The organism is Maribacter sp. 1_MG-2023 (genome assembly GCF_030547005.1).
Lineage (GTDB): Bacteria > Bacteroidota > Bacteroidia > Flavobacteriales > Flavobacteriaceae > Maribacter.
The window spans coordinates 133,602-154,289 of the sequence record NZ_JAUOPN010000009.1; the positions used below are offsets into that span (position 1 = coordinate 133,602).

Consider the following 20,688-nt stretch of genomic DNA (forward strand, 5'->3'; position numbering starts at 1 on the left):
CTCATATGAATTAAGATTTTTATTGAATGGATAATTTAGACTACGGAATAATAGGGAATTGTAGAAGTGCAGCATTAATTTCAAAGACAGGAAGCATCGAATGGTGCTGTTTACCAGAATTTGATAGTCCATCTATTTTTGCAAAATTACTAGATGAAGAGATTGGTGGTAGTTTTGAAATTAATGTGGATGACAGTTATGTGATTACCCAAAAATATGAGCAATTCACGAATATATTAATCACTTCTTTTAAATCTGGCGACGACCATTTTGAGATTAATGATTTCATGCCACGTTATAGAAAAGAAGGCAATGCTTACCATGCGCCACCAGAGTTGATTAGATATTTTAAACATATATCTGGTGCTCCAAAATTTTCGGTAGTATATGACCCCAAGCTTGAGTATGCTATGGGTAAAACTGAATCATTTATAAAAAAAGATTTTATAGCGAGTCTTACACATGACGTAAAATTCGATACTATATTTTTGTATTCTTCTTTTGATAAACAGACTATTATAGATAGTGGTGAAATTGAATTAAAAGAAGATGGTTATATTTTGGTAGGTTACAATGAAAAATTATTGTTACCTACTACGGATAGGGCTTACTTAGATTTACAGAATACAAAAGTATATTGGTTGAATTGGTCTAATTTGACACCTACATACAAGAAGTTCAATGAAGAAATCTCTAGAAGTGCACTTACTTTAAAGCTATTAAGTTATGATAAGACAGGTGCGGTTTTAGCGGCAGCGACCACATCATTACCAGAAACAATAGGCGAAGTACGTAATTGGGATTACCGATTCTGTTGGATCCGCGATGCATCTATGGTAATTAAGGTAGTGTCAGAATTAGGTCATAAGAACGTTGCAAGACGTTATTTACAGTTCATTATAGATTTGATACCAGATAAGGCAGAGAAGCTTCAAATCATGTACGGTATTAATAAAGAAAAGAAGTTGACCGAAGTAACCTTAGAACACCTAGCGGGCTATAAAGGTTCTAAGCCAGTAAGAATAGGTAATGCAGCTTATCACCAAAAGCAAAACGATATCTATGGTATACTTATGGATGTTATCTACGAACAGATGGCGAAATTTAGTGTAGATATCGATAATGGTGAAGATTTATGGGCGATTACAAAAGGAATCGTTTGGATTGTAAGTAATAATTGGAAGGATGCCGATAAAGGTATTTGGGAGTTCAGAACAGAGGATAGACATTTTACATTCTCAAAAGTGTTATGTTGGACAGCTTTGGATCGTGCAATCAAGGTTGCCGAGATGTTAGATAAGAAGCACAAAATTGAGAAATGGGAGCCTATTAGAGCAGAAATCTGGAAAGATATATATGACAATGCTTGGAACGAAGAAGTAGGCGCATACACGCAATCTTACGGATCTAAAGAGTTAGATGCATCTGTATTATTAATGGAGTCTTATGGCTGTATTAAAGCTAAAGATGAAAGATATATAAGTACAGTACATGCCATAGGGAAGGAGTTAAATAATGACGGATTACTTTATCGATATAAAAACGAGGATGATTTTGGTTTGCCTTCGTCATCATTTACAGTATGTACATTTTGGTACATAAATAGCTTGTTTAAAATAGGAGAACGTAAAAAAGCGTTGGAGTATTTTGAGCGATTATTGAGTTATAGTAATCATTTAGGTCTCTTTAGTGAAGATATTGATTTTAAGACGAAAAGATTATTAGGAAACTTCCCGCAAGCGTATTCGCATTTAGCGTTAATAGAGTGTGCAATCAACTTTTCTAAGAAAGAAAGTGAAGATCAAATGCTAGAGTCTTTAAGGGAATAATAAGCTGTTAACAAGGGACTTAATCTTATTGATTAAGACTTTAAAATGTTGTTCAGTTGTAAACGGATTCATCACCGTTATACGCATATAATGCGTACCTTTTAATTTCGTTTGTACAATATAAAATTCGCCATCTTCTAAAAGGGATTGGCGAATTTTTACATTAAGAGCATTTATATATTCTTCGTCCATATTAATAGGGCAATACCTAAAACAAACAATATTGGACATTGGTTGTAGCGCTAGTTCAAAATTTGGCTCTTTTTCAATAAGATGAGCAAAGTGAGCACCTAAATCATAAAGGTGTGTAACATTAGAATCAAAAACTTCTTCTCCGTATAATTTAAGCAGCGTGAACCAATGAATAGCCATCATATTTTTAGTGCATTCAAACGTACGTTTGCCAGAGTTATACCAATCTTCATGCTCAGAATCTGTAAGTAAGTAATCTGCTTTTTGGCTAAAAGTGGCATTAGCATTTACGACGTTTTTATAGAGTAGGGCAGTGGTCAGTGCTGGCATCATCATCATCTTATGTCCGTCAATAACAACAGAATCAGCCAATTCAATACCTTTAAGGGTGTGCTTGTATTTTTTGGAGAAAATACCCGCTCCACCATGTGCGCCATCAACATGAAACCAAATATTTTGTTTTTTAGCAAATTCTCCAATTACATCTAAATCATCAAAAATACCAGTAGCAGTAGAAGGAGCACTACCAATAATAGCGAAGATTTCAATTCCCTTTTCCTGTGCTTCTTTAAATTTAGATTCCAGTAAATCGGTATCCATTCTAAATTCTTTGGTTACAGGAACTTTTATAATTCCCTGTTCACCTAAACCCATAATCCTTGCGGCGCGATCAACACAATAATGTGCTTCTTCGCTTACCATAATACCTAATTGATTTTGGTAGCCCTCGTTCCAAATATCTCTTTTGGTAATTGCTTTTCTCGCACTTAATAATGCAGTTAAATTTGCTAATGTTCCACCAGAGGTTAAGAATCCTCCAGAAGCGTTGTCGAAACCAATTTTCTTGCAAATCAATTCTATAATAATGCGTTCAATAGCATTAGAGGACATACCCATCTCATAAACCGCAGTCCCGTTATTTAATAATGAACTAATTAACCCAGTAAGTGCAGTAATTGGAGCTGGCGGACTTACTTGATGCCCCATATAATTTGGGTGGTGTACGTAAGTGGTACGTTTAGTTATTTCTAAAAAAAGATCTTTTTTATTTCCATTAGTTAAAAATTTCTTCCAGAATTCTAGTTCCTTTTCAGGTTCGTTCCAGTTGATAGCATTACGAGAAGAAGCACTCAGTTTATCCTCCAAGTGAGAAGACAATTGATCGATTAGAATATGACCATTCGAATTAAAATCGGGAGTATTATAAACCTGTTCTAGTAATTTTTTATGCATGGTTTAAAAGTAGTCGCAATATCAATATTTACCAAACAAAAAAACCGCCCCAATTGGGACGGTTTAATATTCAAGTTACCAAACAACAAAAGGTAATCTGAATTAGTCAAACGTGTAACCGTTATCTGCAGCAACCTTATCGGCAATTTGTGTGCGTAAGGCAACTACATTAGGGTAGTTTGTATATTTAGTGAAACGTTTAAGTCCCATTAACATCATTCTTTGCTCATCACCTTCGGCAAAAGAAACGATAGCTTCTTTACCTTTATTGATGATAGTTTCAGTAGCGCTGAATAAGTACAATCTAGACATGGCAATTTGAGTAGCTTGTGCTTCTTCTCCAAATCGTTTTGCATTTTTCTCGGTACGTAATAAAGCAGATTCTGCCATGTATACTTCAATAAGAATATCAGATGCAGCCAACATTAATTGTTGGTGATTTTCTAATTCTGCTCCGTATTTCTGAACCGCAGATCCAGCAACCATCAAGAAAACCTTTTTAAGTCTCTTCAAGATATCTTTTTCTTCAGCGAATAGTTCAGAAAAATCTGGAGTATCGAAAGAAGGAATCCCCATTAATTCTTCACCAACTGCCGTAGCAGGACCTAAAAGATCAACATGACCTTTCATTGCTTTTTTCACTAGCATACCTACTGCCAACATTCTGTTGATTTCGTTTGTACCTTCATAGATACGGGCAATTCTTGAATCTCTCCAAGCAGATTCCATCGGTGTATCGGCACTAAAGCCCATACCTCCAAAAATCTGAATACCTTCATCTGTAGTTTTTTGACAATCTTCAGAAACAGCTACTTTAAGAATAGAACATTCTATAGCATATTCTTCAACACCTTTAAGTTCAGCCTCTTGGTGTGTATTACCTTCAGCTTCACGCATAGCAATACGATCTTCTATATTTTTTGCAGCACGGTAACTTGCAGATTCATCAACATAAACGCTAGTTGCCATTTCGGCAATTTTAGACTTAATAGCACCAAAGTTCATAATGGGAGTTTTAAACTGAATACGCTCGTTAGCATATTTAGTAGCTTCACCGATAACTCTTCTTTGTGCATCTAAACAAGCAGCCGCTAATTTTATACGACCTACGTTTAATGCATTCATTGCAATTTTGAATCCGTTACCTCTTGTAGATAACATATTCTCAGCTGAAACTTTAGTTTCGTTAAAGAAAACCTGACGCGTAGAAGAGGAGTGAATACCTAATTTCTTTTCTTCATCACCTAAGGTAATACCATTACTTGGATCATTTTCTACAATGAAACCAGTAATGTTTTTATCATCTTCAATACGAGCAAATACGATAAACATATTACAGAAACCTGCGTTTGAAATCCACATTTTCTGACCAGAAATGCTGTATGTTTTTCCGTCTTCAGAAAGAACAGCCTTCGTTTTTCCTGAATTTGCATCAGAACCAGCACCCGGCTCAGTAAGGCAGTAAGCACCAAACCATTCTCCAGAAGCTAATCTTGGCACATATTTTTGTTTTTGCTCCTCAGATCCATAAAGCGTAATTGGCATTGTACCAATACCGGTATGTGCACCAAAAGCAGTACTGAAAGAACCAGTTGCTCCAGAAATGTAATCACATACCAACATGGTAGAAACAAAGCCCATTCCCATCCCACCATATGATTCTGGTACAGCAACACTCAATAATCCTAACTCACCTGCTTTACGCATAGTTTCTTCAGTGAAAGCATAATCTTTATTTTCAAAACGCTCCCAATGTGCCCAAAGCTCTCTGTCAACAAATTCTTTGGTACTCTCACGCATCATGCGTTGCTCTTCGTTCAAATCTTCAAGTGTGAAAACATCTTCACAATTGGTTTCTTTTACAAGGAACTGTCCTCCTCTAAGAATATCTTTTTTTGCTGTATCTGTACTCATGTTGTTAATAGTATTTAGTATAAAGTATTCAGAAATACTCTGATAATAATTAGTGAAATTGTTAATTTAAAAATTCAAATATTCCTGCAGCTCCTTGACCTGTACCTACGCACATGGTAACCATACCGTATTTACCTTGCATATCTCTTTTGCGCATTTCGTCAAATAATTGTACAGATAATTTTGCTCCTGTACATCCTAGTGGGTGACCAAGTGCAATTGCACCACCATTTACGTTAACGATATCTTGATTGATTTTCAATTCACGCATTACAGCTAAAGATTGAGAAGCGAAGGCTTCGTTCAATTCTATTAAATCAATGTCGTTAAGCTTTAATCCTGCTTGCTTTAATGCCTTCGGAATAGCAGCAATAGGTCCGATACCCATTATTCTAGGTGGTACACCAGCAGCAGCATAATTTACTAGACGAGCAATTGGTTCAAGATTTAATTCTTTTACCATTTCTTCGCTCATTATTAAAACGAATGCTGCACCATCACTCATTTGAGAAGAGTTACCAGCTGTTACACTTCCGCCTGCTGCAAAAACTGGGCGAAGTTTATTTAATACCTCTACAGAAGTTCCTTTTCTTGGTCCTTCATCTTTAGTAACTGTATACTTGCGATGTGCTTTTTTTCCGTTAGCGTCCAAATATGTTTCTTCAACTTCAATAGGTGCTATCTGACTTTGAAAACGGTCTTCGGCTTGTGCTTTCAATGCTTTCATATGAGAGTTGTAAGCAAACATATCTTGGTCTTCACGAGATACGTTGTACTCATTTGCTACAGCTTCAGCGGTATTACCCATTCCCCAGTAGTAATCTTCATGACCAGAATTTGCTAAATCATAGTTAAGTTCTGGTTTATTACCTGTCATAGGAACAGAACTCATACTTTCTGCACCACCAGCAATAATACAATCGGCCATACCGGCTTGAATTTTAGCAGCGGCTACACCAATAGTCTCTAAGCCTGATGCACAGAATCTATTTACCGTTACACCTGGTACATCAACAATATCCAATCCCATTAATGAGATTAGTCTTGCCATGTTCAAACCTTGAGAACCCTCTGGCATCGCATTACCTACGATGACATCATCAATACGTTTTTTGTCGAATTGCGGCAATTCCTTCATCATATACTCGATGGTTTCGGCAGCCAATTCATCTGTTCGCTTAAAACGGAAAACACCCTTCGGAGCTTTTCCAACAGCAGTTCTATATCCTTTTACTATATATGCAGTTTTCATTTTTTATGCTTTTGGCTATTAGCTTTTAGCTATTAGCATTTAATTGTTGTTTTATAATAGACCGATAGCTAATTGCTACAGGCTAACAGCTACGTAATTTTAGTTACGTAATGGCTTACCCGTTTTCAACATATGCTGAATACGTTCTAGAGTTTTTCTCTCAGTACATAATGATAAGAAAGCTTCACGCTCTATATCCAATAGATATTGCTCAGATACTAATGTAGGTTCTGATAAATCACCACCTGCCATTACATAAGCAAGCTTGTTTGCTATTTTCTTGTCGTGTTCGCTAATATAGTGGCTAGCTTCCATAGCATCTGTACCTACAACGAACATACCTAAAGCTTGTTTACCTAAAACTTTGATATCGTTTCGGGCTGCTGGCTGTGTGTATCCAGATTCTGCCATTAAAATAGCATGTGCTTTTGCAGTTGCAATTTGACGATCTTTATTAACCACTACAACATCTTTACCTTTTTGAAGTAATCCCAAATCAAAAGCTTCGTAGGCTGAAGTAGATACTTTTGCCATACCTATGGTCAAAAAGTATTCTTGCAATACATTCAATTCAACATCACCTTTCTTAAAGGTATCTTGTGCACGTAATGCCATCTCTTTAGAGCCACCTCCACCAGGAAGAACACCAACTCCAAATTCTACAAGTCCCATATAAGTTTCAGCTGCCGCAACAACCTTATCTGCATGTAGTGAAATTTCACAACCACCACCTAATGCCATACCATGAGGGGCAGAAATTGTTGGAATAGCAGAGTAACGCATACGCATCATGGTATCTTGAAACATTTTAATAGCCATGTTAAGCTCGTCATATTCCTGCTCGACTGCCATCATGAAAATCATACCAATATTTGCACCTACAGAGAAATTCGGAGCTTGGTTACCAACAACCAAACCTTGAAAATCTTTTTCGGCCATGTCTATTGCTTTATTCAAGCCAGCTAAAACATCACCACCAATGGTATTCATTTTAGATTGGAATTCTACATTTAAAATTCCATCACCTAAATCTTCTACAACAACACCGGCATTTTTAAATACTTCTTTAGATTTTCTAATATTATCTAATATGATAAATGAATCTTGTCCAGGAATTTTTTCCATGGATTTTTTCGGAATATCATAGAAATAGGTGCTTCCTTCTTTTACTGAGTAAAAAGATTCTTTACCAGCAGATTTCATTTCTTGAACCCATGCTGCAGCTTCTAAACCTTCAGCTTTAATAAATTCAAGACCTTTATCTAAACCAACAGCATCCCAAATTTGGAATGGACCATGTTCCCAGCCAAAACCAGCTTTCATGGCATCGTCAATTTTATAAAGCTCATCTGTAATTTCAGGTATTCTATGAGAAACGTAAGCGAACAACTGTCCAAAACTCTTACGGTAGAATTCACCTGCTTTATCTTTTCCGCCACAAAGTACAGCAAAGCGATCAACAACTTTATCAACCGTTTTTGTTAATTCTAACGTGGCAAATTTTGCACTCTTTTTAGAACGATAATCCATCGTACCTAAATCAAGCGTTAATATTTCAGTTTTACCTTTTGCGTCTTTCGATTTCTTATAGAAACCTTGTCCTGTTTTACTACCTAACCATTTGTTCTCCATCATGGTATTGATGAAACCTGGTAGTTTAAATAAATCGTGTCGCTCATCATCTTTACAGTTATCATAAATACCATTGGCAACATGTACCAAAGTATCTAACCCAACAACATCAACAGTTCTAAATGTAGCAGATTTTGGTCTACCGATTACAGGACCGGTAAGCTTATCAACTTCTTCAACGGTCATATCCATATCTTTTACCATATGAAAAAGGCTTTGAATACTAAAGATTCCAATTCTATTACCTATAAATGCCGGAGTATCTTTGGCAACTACAGAAGTCTTACCTAAAAACTTTTCTCCATATCCATTTAAAAAGCTTAATACATCAGCATCTGTTTTTGGACCAGGGATAATCTCAAAAAGTTTTAAGTAACGTGCAGGGTTAAAAAAGTGGGTACCACAAAAATGCTTTTGAAAGTCATCACTTCTACCATCAGACATAAATTTGATAGGAATACCAGAAGTGTTAGAAGTAATTAAAGTACCCGGAGTACGGTACTTTTCAATATTTTCAAATACTTGTTTTTTGATATCTAAACGTTCAACAACAACCTCAATAATCCAATCAACTTTAGATATTTTTGAAATATCATCTTCCATATTACCTGTAGTAATACGGTTAGCAAATTTTTGATGATAAATAGGAGATGGTTTTGATTTCAAAGCTGCCGTTAAAGAATCATTTACCATTCTATTCCGAACTACCTTGTCTTGCAAGGTTAAACCTTTCGCTTTCTCTTTGTCATTTAATTCTCTAGGAACAATATCTAACAATAAAACCTCTACGCCAATATTTGCAAAATGGCAGGCTATACCACTACCCATTATTCCTGAGCCAATGACCGCTACTTTTTTAATGTGCTTGTTCATGTACTTTATGCTGTATTAATTTGATAAGTTGTATTAAAATAATTTTTTGTCTGCAATAAGTTTATTGATGGCATCTGTTACTTCAAAAAAACTATCTAGTTTTTCATCTGTCACTTCATTTTTTACTGCCTCATTAAATCTAAGAACTGTACTTTTAGAATCGTTCCTTTTTTCTAGTCCGAAGTCTGTTAAATAAATAAGAACGCCTCTACCATCTTTAGGGTTAGGTTTTCTTAAAATAAGACCTTTTTGTTCCATACTTTTTAAAATCCTAGAAAGGCTGGTAGCCTCCATTCCCATCTTTGGACCTAATGAAGTTGAAGGTGTACCTGATTTAGGGTCGATACTTAATAATGTAAAACCAACAGCCATAGTAGAATCAAAATTCTTTGCTTCTTCATTATACATTCTAGCTACTGCTTGCCATGTAGCTCTCAACGCATAATCTATCGTTGCTTCTTTCATACTCTGTTAGTTGGTTCCCAAATATAAGAAAATTTATTATGCATGCATAATAAATTGGTAAAATAATAATGTTCAAATCTTACAGTAATAGTATGTTATGTGGTAAGATGTTTGCTAAAACGATTTGATTCACTACGCTATGGGTAAACTAAAAATAGCTAAAAGTATTGTATTTGGCTAGGTAGTGTCAGCAATAAATAGCTGAATGCTTTGGCAGCTAATAATGGGATTATTGAAAACTATACTTAAATAGTAAAGACCTAATAGCTAAAACAACAATACCACATATCAACAAACCTTTTTAGGTTTTACAAGTTGAAATGTGGTATATATTATGAATTTCAATTTTAAAAAAATTAAAATTTTCTAAACTTAAAAGCATTATTTAATGCTCATAAATATCATTATATAGGGTGATATATTTTTGCTTAATTATCTTTCTTTTCATTTTCATAGTAGGTGTCAGGTGTCCTTCTTCCATACTCCAAACTTCAGGAGTCAATCTAAACTGTTTAATTTTCTCCCATTTGGCAAAATTTTCATTAGCTAAAGCAACTTCTTCATCAATTCTTGCAATAACTTTTTCGTTTTTTGCGATATCGATATTATCACCTACAGCAATATTCTTTCTTTTAGCCCATTCTTTAATATGCTCAAAATTTGGCTGTATTAATGCGGCGGGCATTTTTTCACTTTCACCGACTACCATAATTTGCTCAATGAATTGCGATTGTTTAAATCTATTTTCTAAAAGTTGAGGAGCGACATATTTACCACCAGAGGTTTTAAACATTTCCTTTTTACGATCCGTAATTTTCAAGAATCCGTCACTATCTAATTCACCGATATCTCCGGTTAAGAAATAGCCATCAACAATAACTTCTTTGGTTTTTGCTTCATCTTTATAATAGCCTAGCATAACTTGAGGACCCTTGATACAGATTTCACCATCTGCAGCAATCTTAACTTCAGTGCGGTCAATAGGTTTACCAACACTACCAATTCTGAATCCGCCTTCGCGCATGTCATTAACTGAAATTACGGGTGAAGTTTCAGATAATCCGTACCCTTCCATTAGTCCGAATTCTGCAGCATTGAAAATTCTAGATAACCGTGGTTGTAAAGCTGCACTACCAGATGCGATTAAACCTAAGTTTCCGCCTAAACCTTCTTTCCACTTACTGAAAATTAATTTTCTGGCTATAGAAAGTTGCGTTTCGTACCACCATCCGTTTTGACCGTATGGTTCATATCTAAGACCCAAGTCAACGGCCCAAAAGAAAAGTTTCTTTTTAATGCCGGTAAGCTCGGTACCTTTTGCATATATTTTGTCATATACCTTTTCTAAAAGTCGAGGAACCGCAGTCATTACATGCGGACTAGTTTCTTTTAAGTTATCGCTTATTTTATCTAATGATTCAGCGTAGTAAATAGAAACACCTCTAAATTGATATAAGTAAATTAACATTCGCTCATAAACGTGGCATAGCGGTAAGAAGCTTAATGCCTTTGTATTTCCGTCTACAATCGGGAATCGCTTAGAACTCTCAATAGCGTTTGATACAAGATTGTTATGAGAAAGCATAACACCTTTAGGTCTGCCTGTTGTACCTGATGTATAAATTAAGGTAGCCAAATCATTTGGTGTTACGGCATTCATTAATTTTTGAACTTCGTCTTGGTTTGAAGTATCTGCACCTAATTCTAAAACCTTACTCCAATTATCGCCACTAGATAGCTCTTCAAAAGAATAAACATTTTCTAGACTTTTGACCTGATCTTTAATTGAAAGTACTTTTTCATACACTTCATCGCAAGAAACAAAACAAAATTTTGCTTCAGAATGATTAAGTACATAAGCGTAATCTTCTTCAGATATTGTTGGGTAAATAGGTACATTCTGTGCGCCCAATTGAAGAATACCGATGTCCATAATATTCCACTCAGTTCTATTGGTAAGTGATATTACGGCAATCTTATCATTAGGTTTAACCCCTAGGCGTAAAAGCCCACGGCTAATGGCATTTGCTTTGTCTATATATTCTTGAGTAGAGGTTTTAATCCACTCTCCATTTGTTTTTGACACCAACGCCTCTTTTAAAGCATGTTTTTCAAGTTGGTAATAAGGGAAGTCAAAAAGACGGGTAACTTTCTGCATATGTAATTTCTAATAAGAATTGCAAAATAGTGAAAGAACTCGATATTTTAAAATTGTATTGTTAAATAAACTAGCATCTTGTTACAATATTCTTAATTCTAGACTATTACAATGTAATGTATCGAATTTAGCCATTCATCTACAATAAATTGTATTTGAGCGTGTTATGTATACATCTCGCATGTTTGTAGGAAAATTCTTTAAATATATCTATTAGATTTGAGCAGTGAGATAAATCCCAAATCGTCGATAACATGGAAAAAAAATACTTTAAAAACATATTCTTAAACTCAATTTCTGTAATTGTTATAGCTCTTTCTAGTTGGAATATGAACGCACAGGCAGAACCTTTTAACTGTGATTTTAATGCTTATCTGTTTCAATATAATGATATTTATGCATTAGACTTGGCATCAGGTAGCTCTTATTTAGTAGCAGAAAATATTACTCCTGGTAATGTAAACGGTGTAGGTTACAACCCAACAGACGGTTATTTATGGGGATATTTATCGACACCATCTAGTACAATAGTACGAATTGGAAAAAATTATACGGTAGATCAATATACCATACCCGCATTACCAACAGGTAATAAGTATGTTGGTGATATATCACCAAATGGTGTTTATTATTTTAAGGCAGGTGGTTCCTCTTATTTTAAGGTTGATATTAATCCTGATTCACCAACTTATCTTGAATATTTAGGAGCTTTCGAATTAAGTCAGAGTTTGTCAATAGCTGATTGGGCTTTTAATGCTGCCGACGGTAATTTGTATACTGTAGAGGGTAGAAGTAGAATTTTATATAAAATAGATCCTGAAACTGGTAAAGTTTACAATTTAGGTGAAGTGCCTATTATAGAAGGGCTAAGCTATACTTTTGGCGCAGTCTATTTTGATGTTGATGGTAACTTCTATATCTCTGCCAACCAAACCGGTTCAGTTTACAAAATTGAGGAAGTCCAAAATATTACGGACGGAAACATGAATTCAAATATTTTTGCATTCGGTCCTGCAGCATCTAGTAATGATGGTGCGCGTTGTCCCACTGCACCTGTACCACAAGAGGATTGTATGAATGGTATAGATGATGATGGTGACGGATTAGTAGATTGTGATGATCCTTCGTGTTCAGGTGTTGCTGCTTGTCCTGTAATAGTTACAACTTCTAGCGCCAATAAAGGTGGATTAGAAAGTAATGATAGGTTAGCGAATTTAATTAGCAAAAGAAACTTTAATAGAGCAAAAACCAATTATGTTTTTGATAAAGTAAATGCCAAGAAGGTGGTAAAGAATACTTTTTATGGTCTAAGCTCTAAAACAGCAATTAATGAAATTCCTTTAAATTCCTTAGTGCCATTGGGCGTTGTTGGAGAAACAAGTACCATAGAATCTTCACCAAGCGATTTACTGGATTTAACGAATGCATCAGATATATACTCTGTAGATTATTTAAATGGTTCTGAAAATTTAGGGTCTTTAATGGTCATTAAAACAGATAATAAGGTTTATGAGCATAGTAAGTTTATCTGCGACCGTTTTCTAGGGGCACAATTATTATCTGTTTCGAATATTCAGTTACGAGAAAAAGATTTTATAAAGTCCATTATTAAGCAACCAGATGGTAGTCTTGAGTTTGCCTTGACTTTTTCAGCTAGGGTAAATGCTGACAATAATTTCACCATTGAATCGCATTGGAATATTGATGCTTATGCTAGTGATACTGGGTATTATAATTTTCAGATATGGTCAAATTCGGTAGATGATTTACTGTTATTAGCAGACGAAATTTTAAATCTTTTAGAGGTTAATGCAGCTATCACACAATATAATGGATCGACTCCGCCGCCAGTTTTCGTGAAGTCTGCTAGCTATAAGAATGGAGAAGTTTTATTGAATTTAGTGAACAATAATAATTCTCAAAGTATTAATCTAGAGGGCGGATTAAAATTAACTGAAACTAGTGATACTGAAGTATTAGGGGTAACTGCAGAAATAGATGGGTATTTAGATTCCGTATCCCTAAAAACAGGAACCTTGTTCGATTTAGGATTTAGAATAAGTGCTGGATTAGGTATGACACCAGATGATCTTTTTGTTGCCGATGCACCTTGGGGCTTAGATGATTCTGCCGAAGAAACAACTGTAGCTACTTATGAAGTATTACCTGCGGATGGTCCTTATATTGGTGAGGGATATCCTATTGAAAGAAATATAAAATTAGAAGGGAATACTAGCAACTATTTAGGAGTGTACCGTGCTTTGAGTCCGAGGTTTGCAGCTGTCGATTTAAGTGAATATAACAAAGTAAGTTTTGAGGCAAAAGGAACGGGGAATTTAGATGTGCAGTTGATAAAAGGTGATGGTTCAATTTATAAAACAACCATCAGTTTAGAAAGTGAAATGGATGAATATACCTTATCTGCAACCGATTTTAAAAATGACTCAGATGCAGGTACTGATTTCTCTGATATAAAAGTGCTTTCATTTAATCTAGTTGCCGAAAATGGGTATGCAGAAGAGAAGTCTATGGAGTTACAGCATATAGATTTTCATAATCGTGAGCTTGGTCAAGAGTTTGTAGATTCAGATTTGAATAAGTCGATTGTATATCCGAACCCAATGATAGAAAGTTCTAGCTTATACTTTTTTGAAGAAAAGGCAGATACCTATCAATTAGACATTTACTCTTTGAGTGGTAGATTACTTGGTAACCATCATATGGAAGGTGAAAGTGTCGCAGGGCAGAATGAAATAACAATAAACAGAAAAGACCTATCTCCTGGGTTATACCTATACAAATTACAAAACTCTAGTGAAAAAACATGGAGCGGTAGATTGTTGGTTAGATAATACGTTTTGGTTGTAAAAAAAGCTGTGTACCCCAGACTTGGGAGTGCACAGCTTTTGCTTTTTTATGAATATGCAATTTCTATTTCTGATTGTCAACCCACGTTTTAGCATTTTTAAACGCTTCTAACCATGGTGAAACTTCATCAGTTCTATCCTCTGGATAATGTGCCCAGTTCCATGGAAAGATAGAACGTTCTATATGTGGCATCGTTACTAAGTGGCGACCAGTTTTATCGCAAAGCATTGCGGTATTGAAATCACTACCATTCGGGTTTGCCGGATAACCTTCGTAACCATATTTAGCAACAATATCATAACTCTCTTCAGACTGTGGTAAGGCAAATTTACCCTCACCATGAGAGATCCAAACGCCAAGTTTACTACCTTCTAAAGAAGAAAGCATTACAGAGTTGTTTTTCTGAATTTCTACTGATGTAAAATTACTCTCGTGCTTATGAGAATCGTTGTACGTCATTTTACCATGAGATTCATGCTCAGGATTAATTAAATCCAGCTCCATAAACAACTGGCAACCATTACAAATACCAACTGATAATGTATCTGGTCTAGCAAAGAAGTTTTTAATAACCGTATTTGCTTTCTCGTTGTATTTAATAGCACCTGCCCATCCTTTTGCACTACCTAGCACATCAGAATTAGAGAAACCACCAACAGCACCTAAAAATTGAATATCTTCTAAATTCTCACGACCAGAAATTAAATCGGTCATGTGAACGTCTTTTACATCAAAACCGGCTAAATACATAGCATTTGCCATTTCACGCTCAGAATTACTTCCTTTTTCACGTAGAATCGCTGCTTTTGGTCTCATTTCGGCTCCACTTAAACTTCGACTTGGAAGTTGTAACGGTGTTGCAGAAGGGAATTTATATGCTAAAGACTGAACCTTGTAATTATCAAATCTATCTTTAGCCAAACCATTTGCAGTTTGCTGATTGTCTAGTAAGTACGATGTTTTAAACCAAGTATCACGAAGGGTTTCAATGTTGAGTCCCATTTCCATACCATTGTTTTTAACGGTAAGGGTGGCTTCATTGGTAACGGTTCCTATTTTCTTAGCATCTATATTTTTAGATTTCAAAATCGCTTCAATACTATCATCTTTAGATTGAAAAACAATACCTGCATTTTCAGAAAACAATACCTTAATTGTATCTGCTTCTCCAAGTTCGGTTAGGTCTAATTGAGCTCCTAAATTTGTATCGGCAAAACAAAGTTCTAACAAAGTCGTAATCAATCCGCCAGAAGCAACATCATGTCCGGCAACGATTTTATCTTCCTTAATTAAAGATTGAATCGTATTAAAAACAGTTTTGAAGTAAGCAGAATCAGTAATTGTTGGGGTTTCGTTACCAATACTATTTCTAGTCTGTGCAAACGACGAGCCACCTAATTTAAAATTGTCTTTAGATAGGTTGATGTAATAAATAGAACCAGAATTTTTCTGTAAAACAGGCTCAACAACCTTAGTGATATCGCTACAGTTACCAGCAGCAGAAATAACTACGGTACCAGGAGAGATAACATCACCATCTTTATATTTTTGTTTCATGGAAAGAGAATCCTTTCCTGTAGGTACGTTAATGCCTAAATCGATAGCAAATTCAGAAACAGCTTGTACGGCTTTATATAGACGAGCATCTTCACCTTCGTTTTTACAAGGCCACATCCAGTTAGCGGAAAGTGATACAGAAGCCAATCCGTCTTTTAACGGAGCCCAAACTAAATTGGTTAATGATTCTGCAATACTATTTTTACTACCGGCAGCAGGATCGATCAAAGCAGAAATAGGGGAGTGCCCAATACTTGTGGCAATTCCTTCTTTTCCTTTAAAATCCAACGCCATTACTCCGCAGTTGTTTAGAGGAATTTGTAACGGACCAACACATTGTTGTTTTGCTACACGACCACCAACACAACGGTCCACTTTATTTGTGAGCCAATCTTTACTAGCAACAGCTTCAAGTTGAAGAACCGCATCTAGGTAATCATGGAAGAATTCTAAAGAATAATCTGCATTCTTATAATCACGAATAACCGTCTTATCGGTCATGACCGTTTTAGGAGAACTACCGAACATATCAGACAAAGCTAGATCCATTGGCCTAGCACCGTTGGTTTTAGATTCAAAAGTAAAACGGTCATCACCAGTAACATCACCAACCTCGTACATTGGCGAACGCTCACGTTCAGCAATGCGCTTTAGGTGTTTGATGTCTTTTTTACCGATGACAAGACCCATACGTTCTTGAGATTCGTTACCAATAATTTCTTTAGCAGATAGGGTAGGATCACCAACAGGTAATTTATCTAAATCTATTTTACCACCAGTTTCCTCTACTAATTCAGATAAGCAATTTAAGTGTCCGCCAGCACCATGATCATGAATAGAAACGATAGTGTTTACATCGCTTTCTACCATACCACGAATAGCATTAGCAGCTCTTTTTTGCATTTCAGGATTAGAACGTTGTACGGCGTTTAGTTCGATAGCCGAGCTGAATTCGCCAGTATCTGCACTAGAAACAGCAGCACCACCCATTCCAATTCGGTAGTTGTCACCGCCTAGAATTACAATTTTATTACCTGTTTCAGGCTTGTCTTTTATTGCTTGTTCAATTTTACCATAGCCAATACCGCCAGCTTGCATAATCACTTTGTCATAACCGAGCCTTCGGTGACTGAGCGAAGCCGAAGTCTTGTCTTTTGATGAGTCAAACGGAGTAGAAGCTTCATCATATTCAAATGTAAGAACAGAACCAGTAATTAATGGTTGTCCAAATTTGTTTCCAAAATCAGAAGCTCCATTAGAAGCTTTAATAAGAATATCCATTGGAGTTTGGTATAACCAATCTCTCTCTTGCATTCCTTTTTCCCAAGGTCTCTCTTTTTCGAGTCGAGAGTAAGCTGTCATATAAACTGCAGTACCAGCAAGAGGTAAAGAACCTTTACCACCAGCCAAACGATCTCTTATTTCTCCGCCTGCACCAGTTGCAGCACCATTAAAAGGCTCTACAGTTGTAGGGAAGTTATGTGTTTCTGCTTTTATAGAAATTACGGAGTCAAACTCCTTCTCTTGATAAAAGTCTGGCTTGTCTGCCGTTTTAGGAGCAAACTGCATTACTCTAGGTCCTTTTACAAAGGCAACATTGTCTTTATAAGCAGATACTATTTCATTAGGAAACTCTTGAGAGGTTTTCTTGATCAATTTAAATAGCGAAGAAGGCATTTCTTCACCGTCAATAACGAAAGTACCATTGAATATTTTATGTCTACAATGCTCAGAATTTACTTGACTAAAACCAAATACTTCAGAATCAGTTAATTTTCGACCAAGTTTTTTGCTGAGGTTGTCAAGATATCCTACTTCTTCATCATTAAGAGCTAAACCTTCTTGTTTGTTGAAAGCAGCAATATCTTCAATATCCAATATAGGTTTTGGTGCTACATGAACATCAAAAACCTCTTGGTTTAGAGTGCTGTATTTCTGAGAAATCATTGGGTCGAATCCTGTAAATTTTTCATCTATGGCATTGAATTCCTCAATCCGAATAATTCCAGAAACACCCATATTCTGAGTAATCTCTGTTGCATTCGTACTCCACGGAGTAATCATAGCGGCTCTTGGACCAACAAAAAAGGCGTCAAGAGACGCCGCATTTATTTTAGGTTGGTTGCCGAACAACCATATAAGTTTACTTATATCTTCAGATGAAAGTTCCTTCGCGGTCTGTACCGCAAAAACCTTTTTGCTAGGTTCCCCAAAAAAGTGAATCATTGTAGTATGTCTGGTATTGATTTTTGAAATACAAAATTAAGACTTTACTAGTTACTATTTACGGTAATCTGAAACACTTTTAAACAGTAATTGTTAATGAAAATAGTAAGAATTTGTTTTACCTTTATCAATCACAATTATTAATTACATAAAGTTTTACTTTATAGTATGAGAATTAGATTTTTACTGTAAATAAAATATTAGTATGTTTATTGGACTTTAAGGTGATTGTATAGTATAACCACTAAGGAGGGTTCAAGGATTAATTAAAATAGCATGGCAAAGCAAAATAATGATGCACAGGCACTTGATTATTGTATGGATATGATAGGTGGTAAATGGAAGCCTATAATTCTGTATCATATAAATAAAGGCACTAATCGATTTAATAAGCTTTTTGCAGAAATTGAGGGTATAAATCGCCAAATGTTAAGTAAGCAATTAAAGTCTTTGGAGCGATCGGGTATTCTTGATCGTACCTTGTATGGCGAAATTCCGCCACGAGTAGAATATACGTTGACGCCGTTAGGTAAATCATTGCTTCCGGTTGTGCAGGCAATGAACCGTTGGGGGCAAAAGCAATTGGAAAAGAAAATTGAAATACCTGAAGTGCAAGAAGCTCCAAAAAATCAGCAATTGCCACTTTTTTAATTACTCTTTAGAATAATCTCATAAGTTTTCGAATGTGAATTTTAATGCCATGTAAAATCCTAATTACAGCAAAATTGATTGCTCTGGTTTTGAATTAGATAAAAATTGGTGGTTTGCGCACGCGTCACAATCAATTTATGTAACTTCTAGCAACTAATTCAAATAACCACCATGAAACAAAGAACTACGCTGTGTGCATTCGCATGTTGTTTATTCGCCTTTAGTGGCGTGTACGCACAAAAGAAAAGATCAAACAAGCAAATTGAGAAACTGAAAACGGAGGTTGCCGCTATTGTTGAAGAGAATAAAAAACAATCTCAGGTAATGGTCGATAAAATTTTTAGTTTTTCAGAATTAGGTTTTCAAGAGATCGAATCTTCTAAATATCTCACAGGAATACTAGCCGAAAACGGATTCGAAATCGAAAACTCCATTTCAGGAATTCCTACTGCTTGGTTTGCAACTTGGAGCAATGGTGAAGGACCAACAATTGCTTTGGGTAGTGATGTAGATTGTATTCCAAAGGCATCCCAGTATCCAGGTGTGGCATATCACAAACCAATAGTAGAAGGAGCTCCGGGACATGGCGAAGGTCATAATTCGGGTATTCCAATGAATATTTCATCCGCCCTAGCGGTAAAAAAAATTATGGAGCGTGAGAATATTGGGGGTACACTTCTAGTTTGGCCGGGTATAGCTGAAGAGCTTGTTGCTGCTAAAGCATGGTATGTTAGAGATGGTCGTTTTGATGATATAGATATGTGTATTTTTACCCACGTTGGTAATAATCTTGGAGTCTCGTACGGACCAACAAGAGGTACGGGATTAATATCAGTTGAATATGCCTTTGATGGTGAAGCGGCACATTCCGCAGGTTCTCCGTGGAGAGGAAAAAGTGCTTTAGATGCTGCAGAATTAATGAATGTAGCTTGGAATTATAAGAGAGAGCATCTACATCCCTTAAAGCGTTCACACTCAATATTTACTGATGCTGGTGATCAGCCAAATGTCGTGCCTTCTAAAGCAGCTATCTGGTTCTATTTTAGAGATATAAAGTATGAGGGAATCATGGAGATGTATGCCATAGCAAACGATATGGCAAAGGGTGCAGCATTAATGACAGGTACAACCATGACCTCTAAAGTTTTGGGAACGGCATGGCCAAGACATTATAATAAGGTCATTGCAGAAACTATGTATTCTAATATAAAGGAGGTTGGACTGCCAAAATGGTCAGATGCTGATCAACAGTTGGCAAAAGCAGTACAAACCGAAGTGAATTCAGAAAAAATAGAAGGATTACCAATGAAATTGGATGAATTGGGGCTGCCAGTTTTAGAGCCAATTAGTGGTGGTTCCGATGATATTGGTGATGTGTCTTGGAAAGTGCCTACGGTAACGTTGAGGTACCCTTCTAACATACCTGGTCTGCAAGGTCATCATTGGAGTAATGCGATAGCTATGGCAACACCAATAGCCCATAAAGGAGTGGTAGCAGGGGCAAAGGTGGAAGCAATGACAATACTTGACTTTTTATTGAAACCAGATTTAATGAAAGGTGCGTGGGACTATTTCAATAATGAACAACAGAAAGATACTAAGTATCAGCCTATGATTTCTGAAAGTGATATGCCGCCAATTTATTTAAATAAAGGCAAGCAAGATCAGTTTAGACCAGAATTAGAAAAGTTCTATTACGATGAAACCAAATACGATACATATTTAGAGCAATTAGGTATCGAATACCCAACATTGAAAGATTAGATTGTTGAATACTATCCATAAAAAAAAGCCTTTTAGTTCAATTGAACTGAAAGGCTTTTTAAGTTGTATAAAAG

At 35.9% G+C, this 20,688-nt stretch carries 11 protein-coding genes; 4 read left to right on the plus strand and 7 right to left on the minus strand.

What is annotated here, in order from left to right:
• Positions 1-26 precede the first annotated feature (26 nt).
• Positions 27-1,829: a glycoside hydrolase family 15 protein gene (locus tag Q4500_RS11780; RefSeq protein ID WP_303599859.1), complete on the plus strand. Its 1,803-nt coding sequence runs from the start codon at positions 27-29 to the stop codon at positions 1,827-1,829.
• On the opposite strand, the gene Q4500_RS11785 is transcribed toward Q4500_RS11780, so the two are convergent.
• The 6 genes from Q4500_RS11785 to Q4500_RS11810 all read right to left on the minus strand — a co-directional run bounded on the left by Q4500_RS11785 (position 1,818) and on the right by Q4500_RS11810 (position 11,548).
• Positions 1,818-3,254, minus strand: coding sequence for an aminotransferase class V-fold PLP-dependent enzyme (locus tag Q4500_RS11785; protein WP_303599860.1), 1,437 nt, complete (start codon positions 3,252-3,254; stop codon positions 1,818-1,820). The two genes, Q4500_RS11780 and Q4500_RS11785, sit on opposite strands and share 12 nt — an antisense overlap.
• A gap of 102 nt (positions 3,255-3,356) precedes the next feature.
• Positions 3,357-5,168: an acyl-CoA dehydrogenase family protein gene (locus Q4500_RS11790; protein WP_303599861.1), complete on the minus strand. Its 1,812-nt coding sequence runs from the start codon at positions 5,166-5,168 to the stop codon at positions 3,357-3,359.
• 61 nt (positions 5,169-5,229) lie between these two features.
• A complete protein-coding gene (locus tag Q4500_RS11795) occupies positions 5,230-6,420 on the minus strand; it encodes an acetyl-CoA C-acyltransferase (protein WP_282075395.1) in 1,191 nt (396 codons plus the stop codon).
• 99 nt (positions 6,421-6,519) lie between these two features.
• Positions 6,520-8,925 (minus strand): 3-hydroxyacyl-CoA dehydrogenase/enoyl-CoA hydratase family protein, encoded by a 2,406-nt coding sequence (locus Q4500_RS11800; RefSeq protein WP_303599862.1) that lies wholly within the window; start codon positions 8,923-8,925, stop codon positions 6,520-6,522.
• A gap of 33 nt (positions 8,926-8,958) precedes the next feature.
• Complete coding sequence (locus tag Q4500_RS11805) at positions 8,959-9,390, minus strand: MarR family winged helix-turn-helix transcriptional regulator (RefSeq protein WP_303599863.1); 432 nt, start codon at positions 9,388-9,390, stop codon at positions 8,959-8,961.
• A gap of 385 nt (positions 9,391-9,775) precedes the next feature.
• Positions 9,776-11,548: a long-chain fatty acid--CoA ligase gene (locus tag Q4500_RS11810; RefSeq protein WP_303599864.1), complete on the minus strand. Its 1,773-nt coding sequence runs from the start codon at positions 11,546-11,548 to the stop codon at positions 9,776-9,778.
• Positions 11,549-11,802: 254 nt separating this feature from the next.
• Between Q4500_RS11810 and Q4500_RS11815 the strand changes: the two genes are divergently transcribed.
• Positions 11,803-14,400: a T9SS type A sorting domain-containing protein gene (locus Q4500_RS11815; RefSeq protein WP_303599865.1), complete on the plus strand. Its 2,598-nt coding sequence runs from the start codon at positions 11,803-11,805 to the stop codon at positions 14,398-14,400.
• Between the two features lie 79 nt (positions 14,401-14,479).
• Here the strand turns inward: Q4500_RS11815 and purL are convergent, their stop codons facing one another.
• Positions 14,480-18,199, minus strand: coding sequence for a phosphoribosylformylglycinamidine synthase (gene purL, locus Q4500_RS11820; protein ID WP_303599866.1), 3,720 nt, complete (start codon positions 18,197-18,199; stop codon positions 14,480-14,482).
• A 276-nt stretch (positions 18,200-18,475) separates the two neighbouring features.
• On the opposite strand from purL, the gene Q4500_RS11825 reads away from it, so the two are divergent.
• Both Q4500_RS11825 and Q4500_RS11830 read left to right on the plus strand, forming a co-directional pair.
• Positions 18,476-18,850, plus strand: coding sequence for a helix-turn-helix domain-containing protein (locus tag Q4500_RS11825; RefSeq protein WP_303599867.1), 375 nt, complete (start codon positions 18,476-18,478; stop codon positions 18,848-18,850).
• Between the two features lie 171 nt (positions 18,851-19,021).
• Positions 19,022-20,614, plus strand: a complete 1,593-nt coding sequence (locus Q4500_RS11830) for an amidohydrolase (protein WP_303599868.1) — start codon at positions 19,022-19,024, stop codon at positions 20,612-20,614.
• The last annotated feature ends 74 nt before the right edge of the window (positions 20,615-20,688 follow it).

Excerpts from the sequence above, each read along its gene's own strand:
- Q4500_RS11810 (WP_303599864.1), bottom strand. The coding sequence starts at position 11,548 with ATGCAGAAAGTTACCCGTCTTTTTGACTTCCCTTATTACCAACTTGAA.
- Q4500_RS11830 (WP_303599868.1), top strand. The coding sequence starts at position 19,022 with ATGAAACAAAGAACTACGCTGTGTGCATTCGCATGTTGTTTATTCGCC.
- Q4500_RS11795 (WP_282075395.1), bottom strand. The coding sequence starts at position 6,420 with ATGAAAACTGCATATATAGTAAAAGGATATAGAACTGCTGTTGGAAAA.
- Q4500_RS11800 (WP_303599862.1), bottom strand. The coding sequence starts at position 8,925 with ATGAACAAGCACATTAAAAAAGTAGCGGTCATTGGCTCAGGAATAATG.
- Q4500_RS11825 (WP_303599867.1), top strand. The coding sequence starts at position 18,476 with ATGGCAAAGCAAAATAATGATGCACAGGCACTTGATTATTGTATGGAT.
- Q4500_RS11790 (WP_303599861.1), bottom strand. The coding sequence starts at position 5,168 with ATGAGTACAGATACAGCAAAAAAAGATATTCTTAGAGGAGGACAGTTC.
- Q4500_RS11780 (WP_303599859.1), top strand. The coding sequence starts at position 27 with ATGGATAATTTAGACTACGGAATAATAGGGAATTGTAGAAGTGCAGCA.
- Q4500_RS11805 (WP_303599863.1), bottom strand. The coding sequence starts at position 9,390 with ATGAAAGAAGCAACGATAGATTATGCGTTGAGAGCTACATGGCAAGCA.
- Q4500_RS11785 (WP_303599860.1), bottom strand. The coding sequence starts at position 3,254 with ATGCATAAAAAATTACTAGAACAGGTTTATAATACTCCCGATTTTAAT.
- purL (WP_303599866.1), bottom strand. The coding sequence starts at position 18,199 with ATGATTCACTTTTTTGGGGAACCTAGCAAAAAGGTTTTTGCGGTACAG.
- Q4500_RS11815 (WP_303599865.1), top strand. The coding sequence starts at position 11,803 with ATGGAAAAAAAATACTTTAAAAACATATTCTTAAACTCAATTTCTGTA.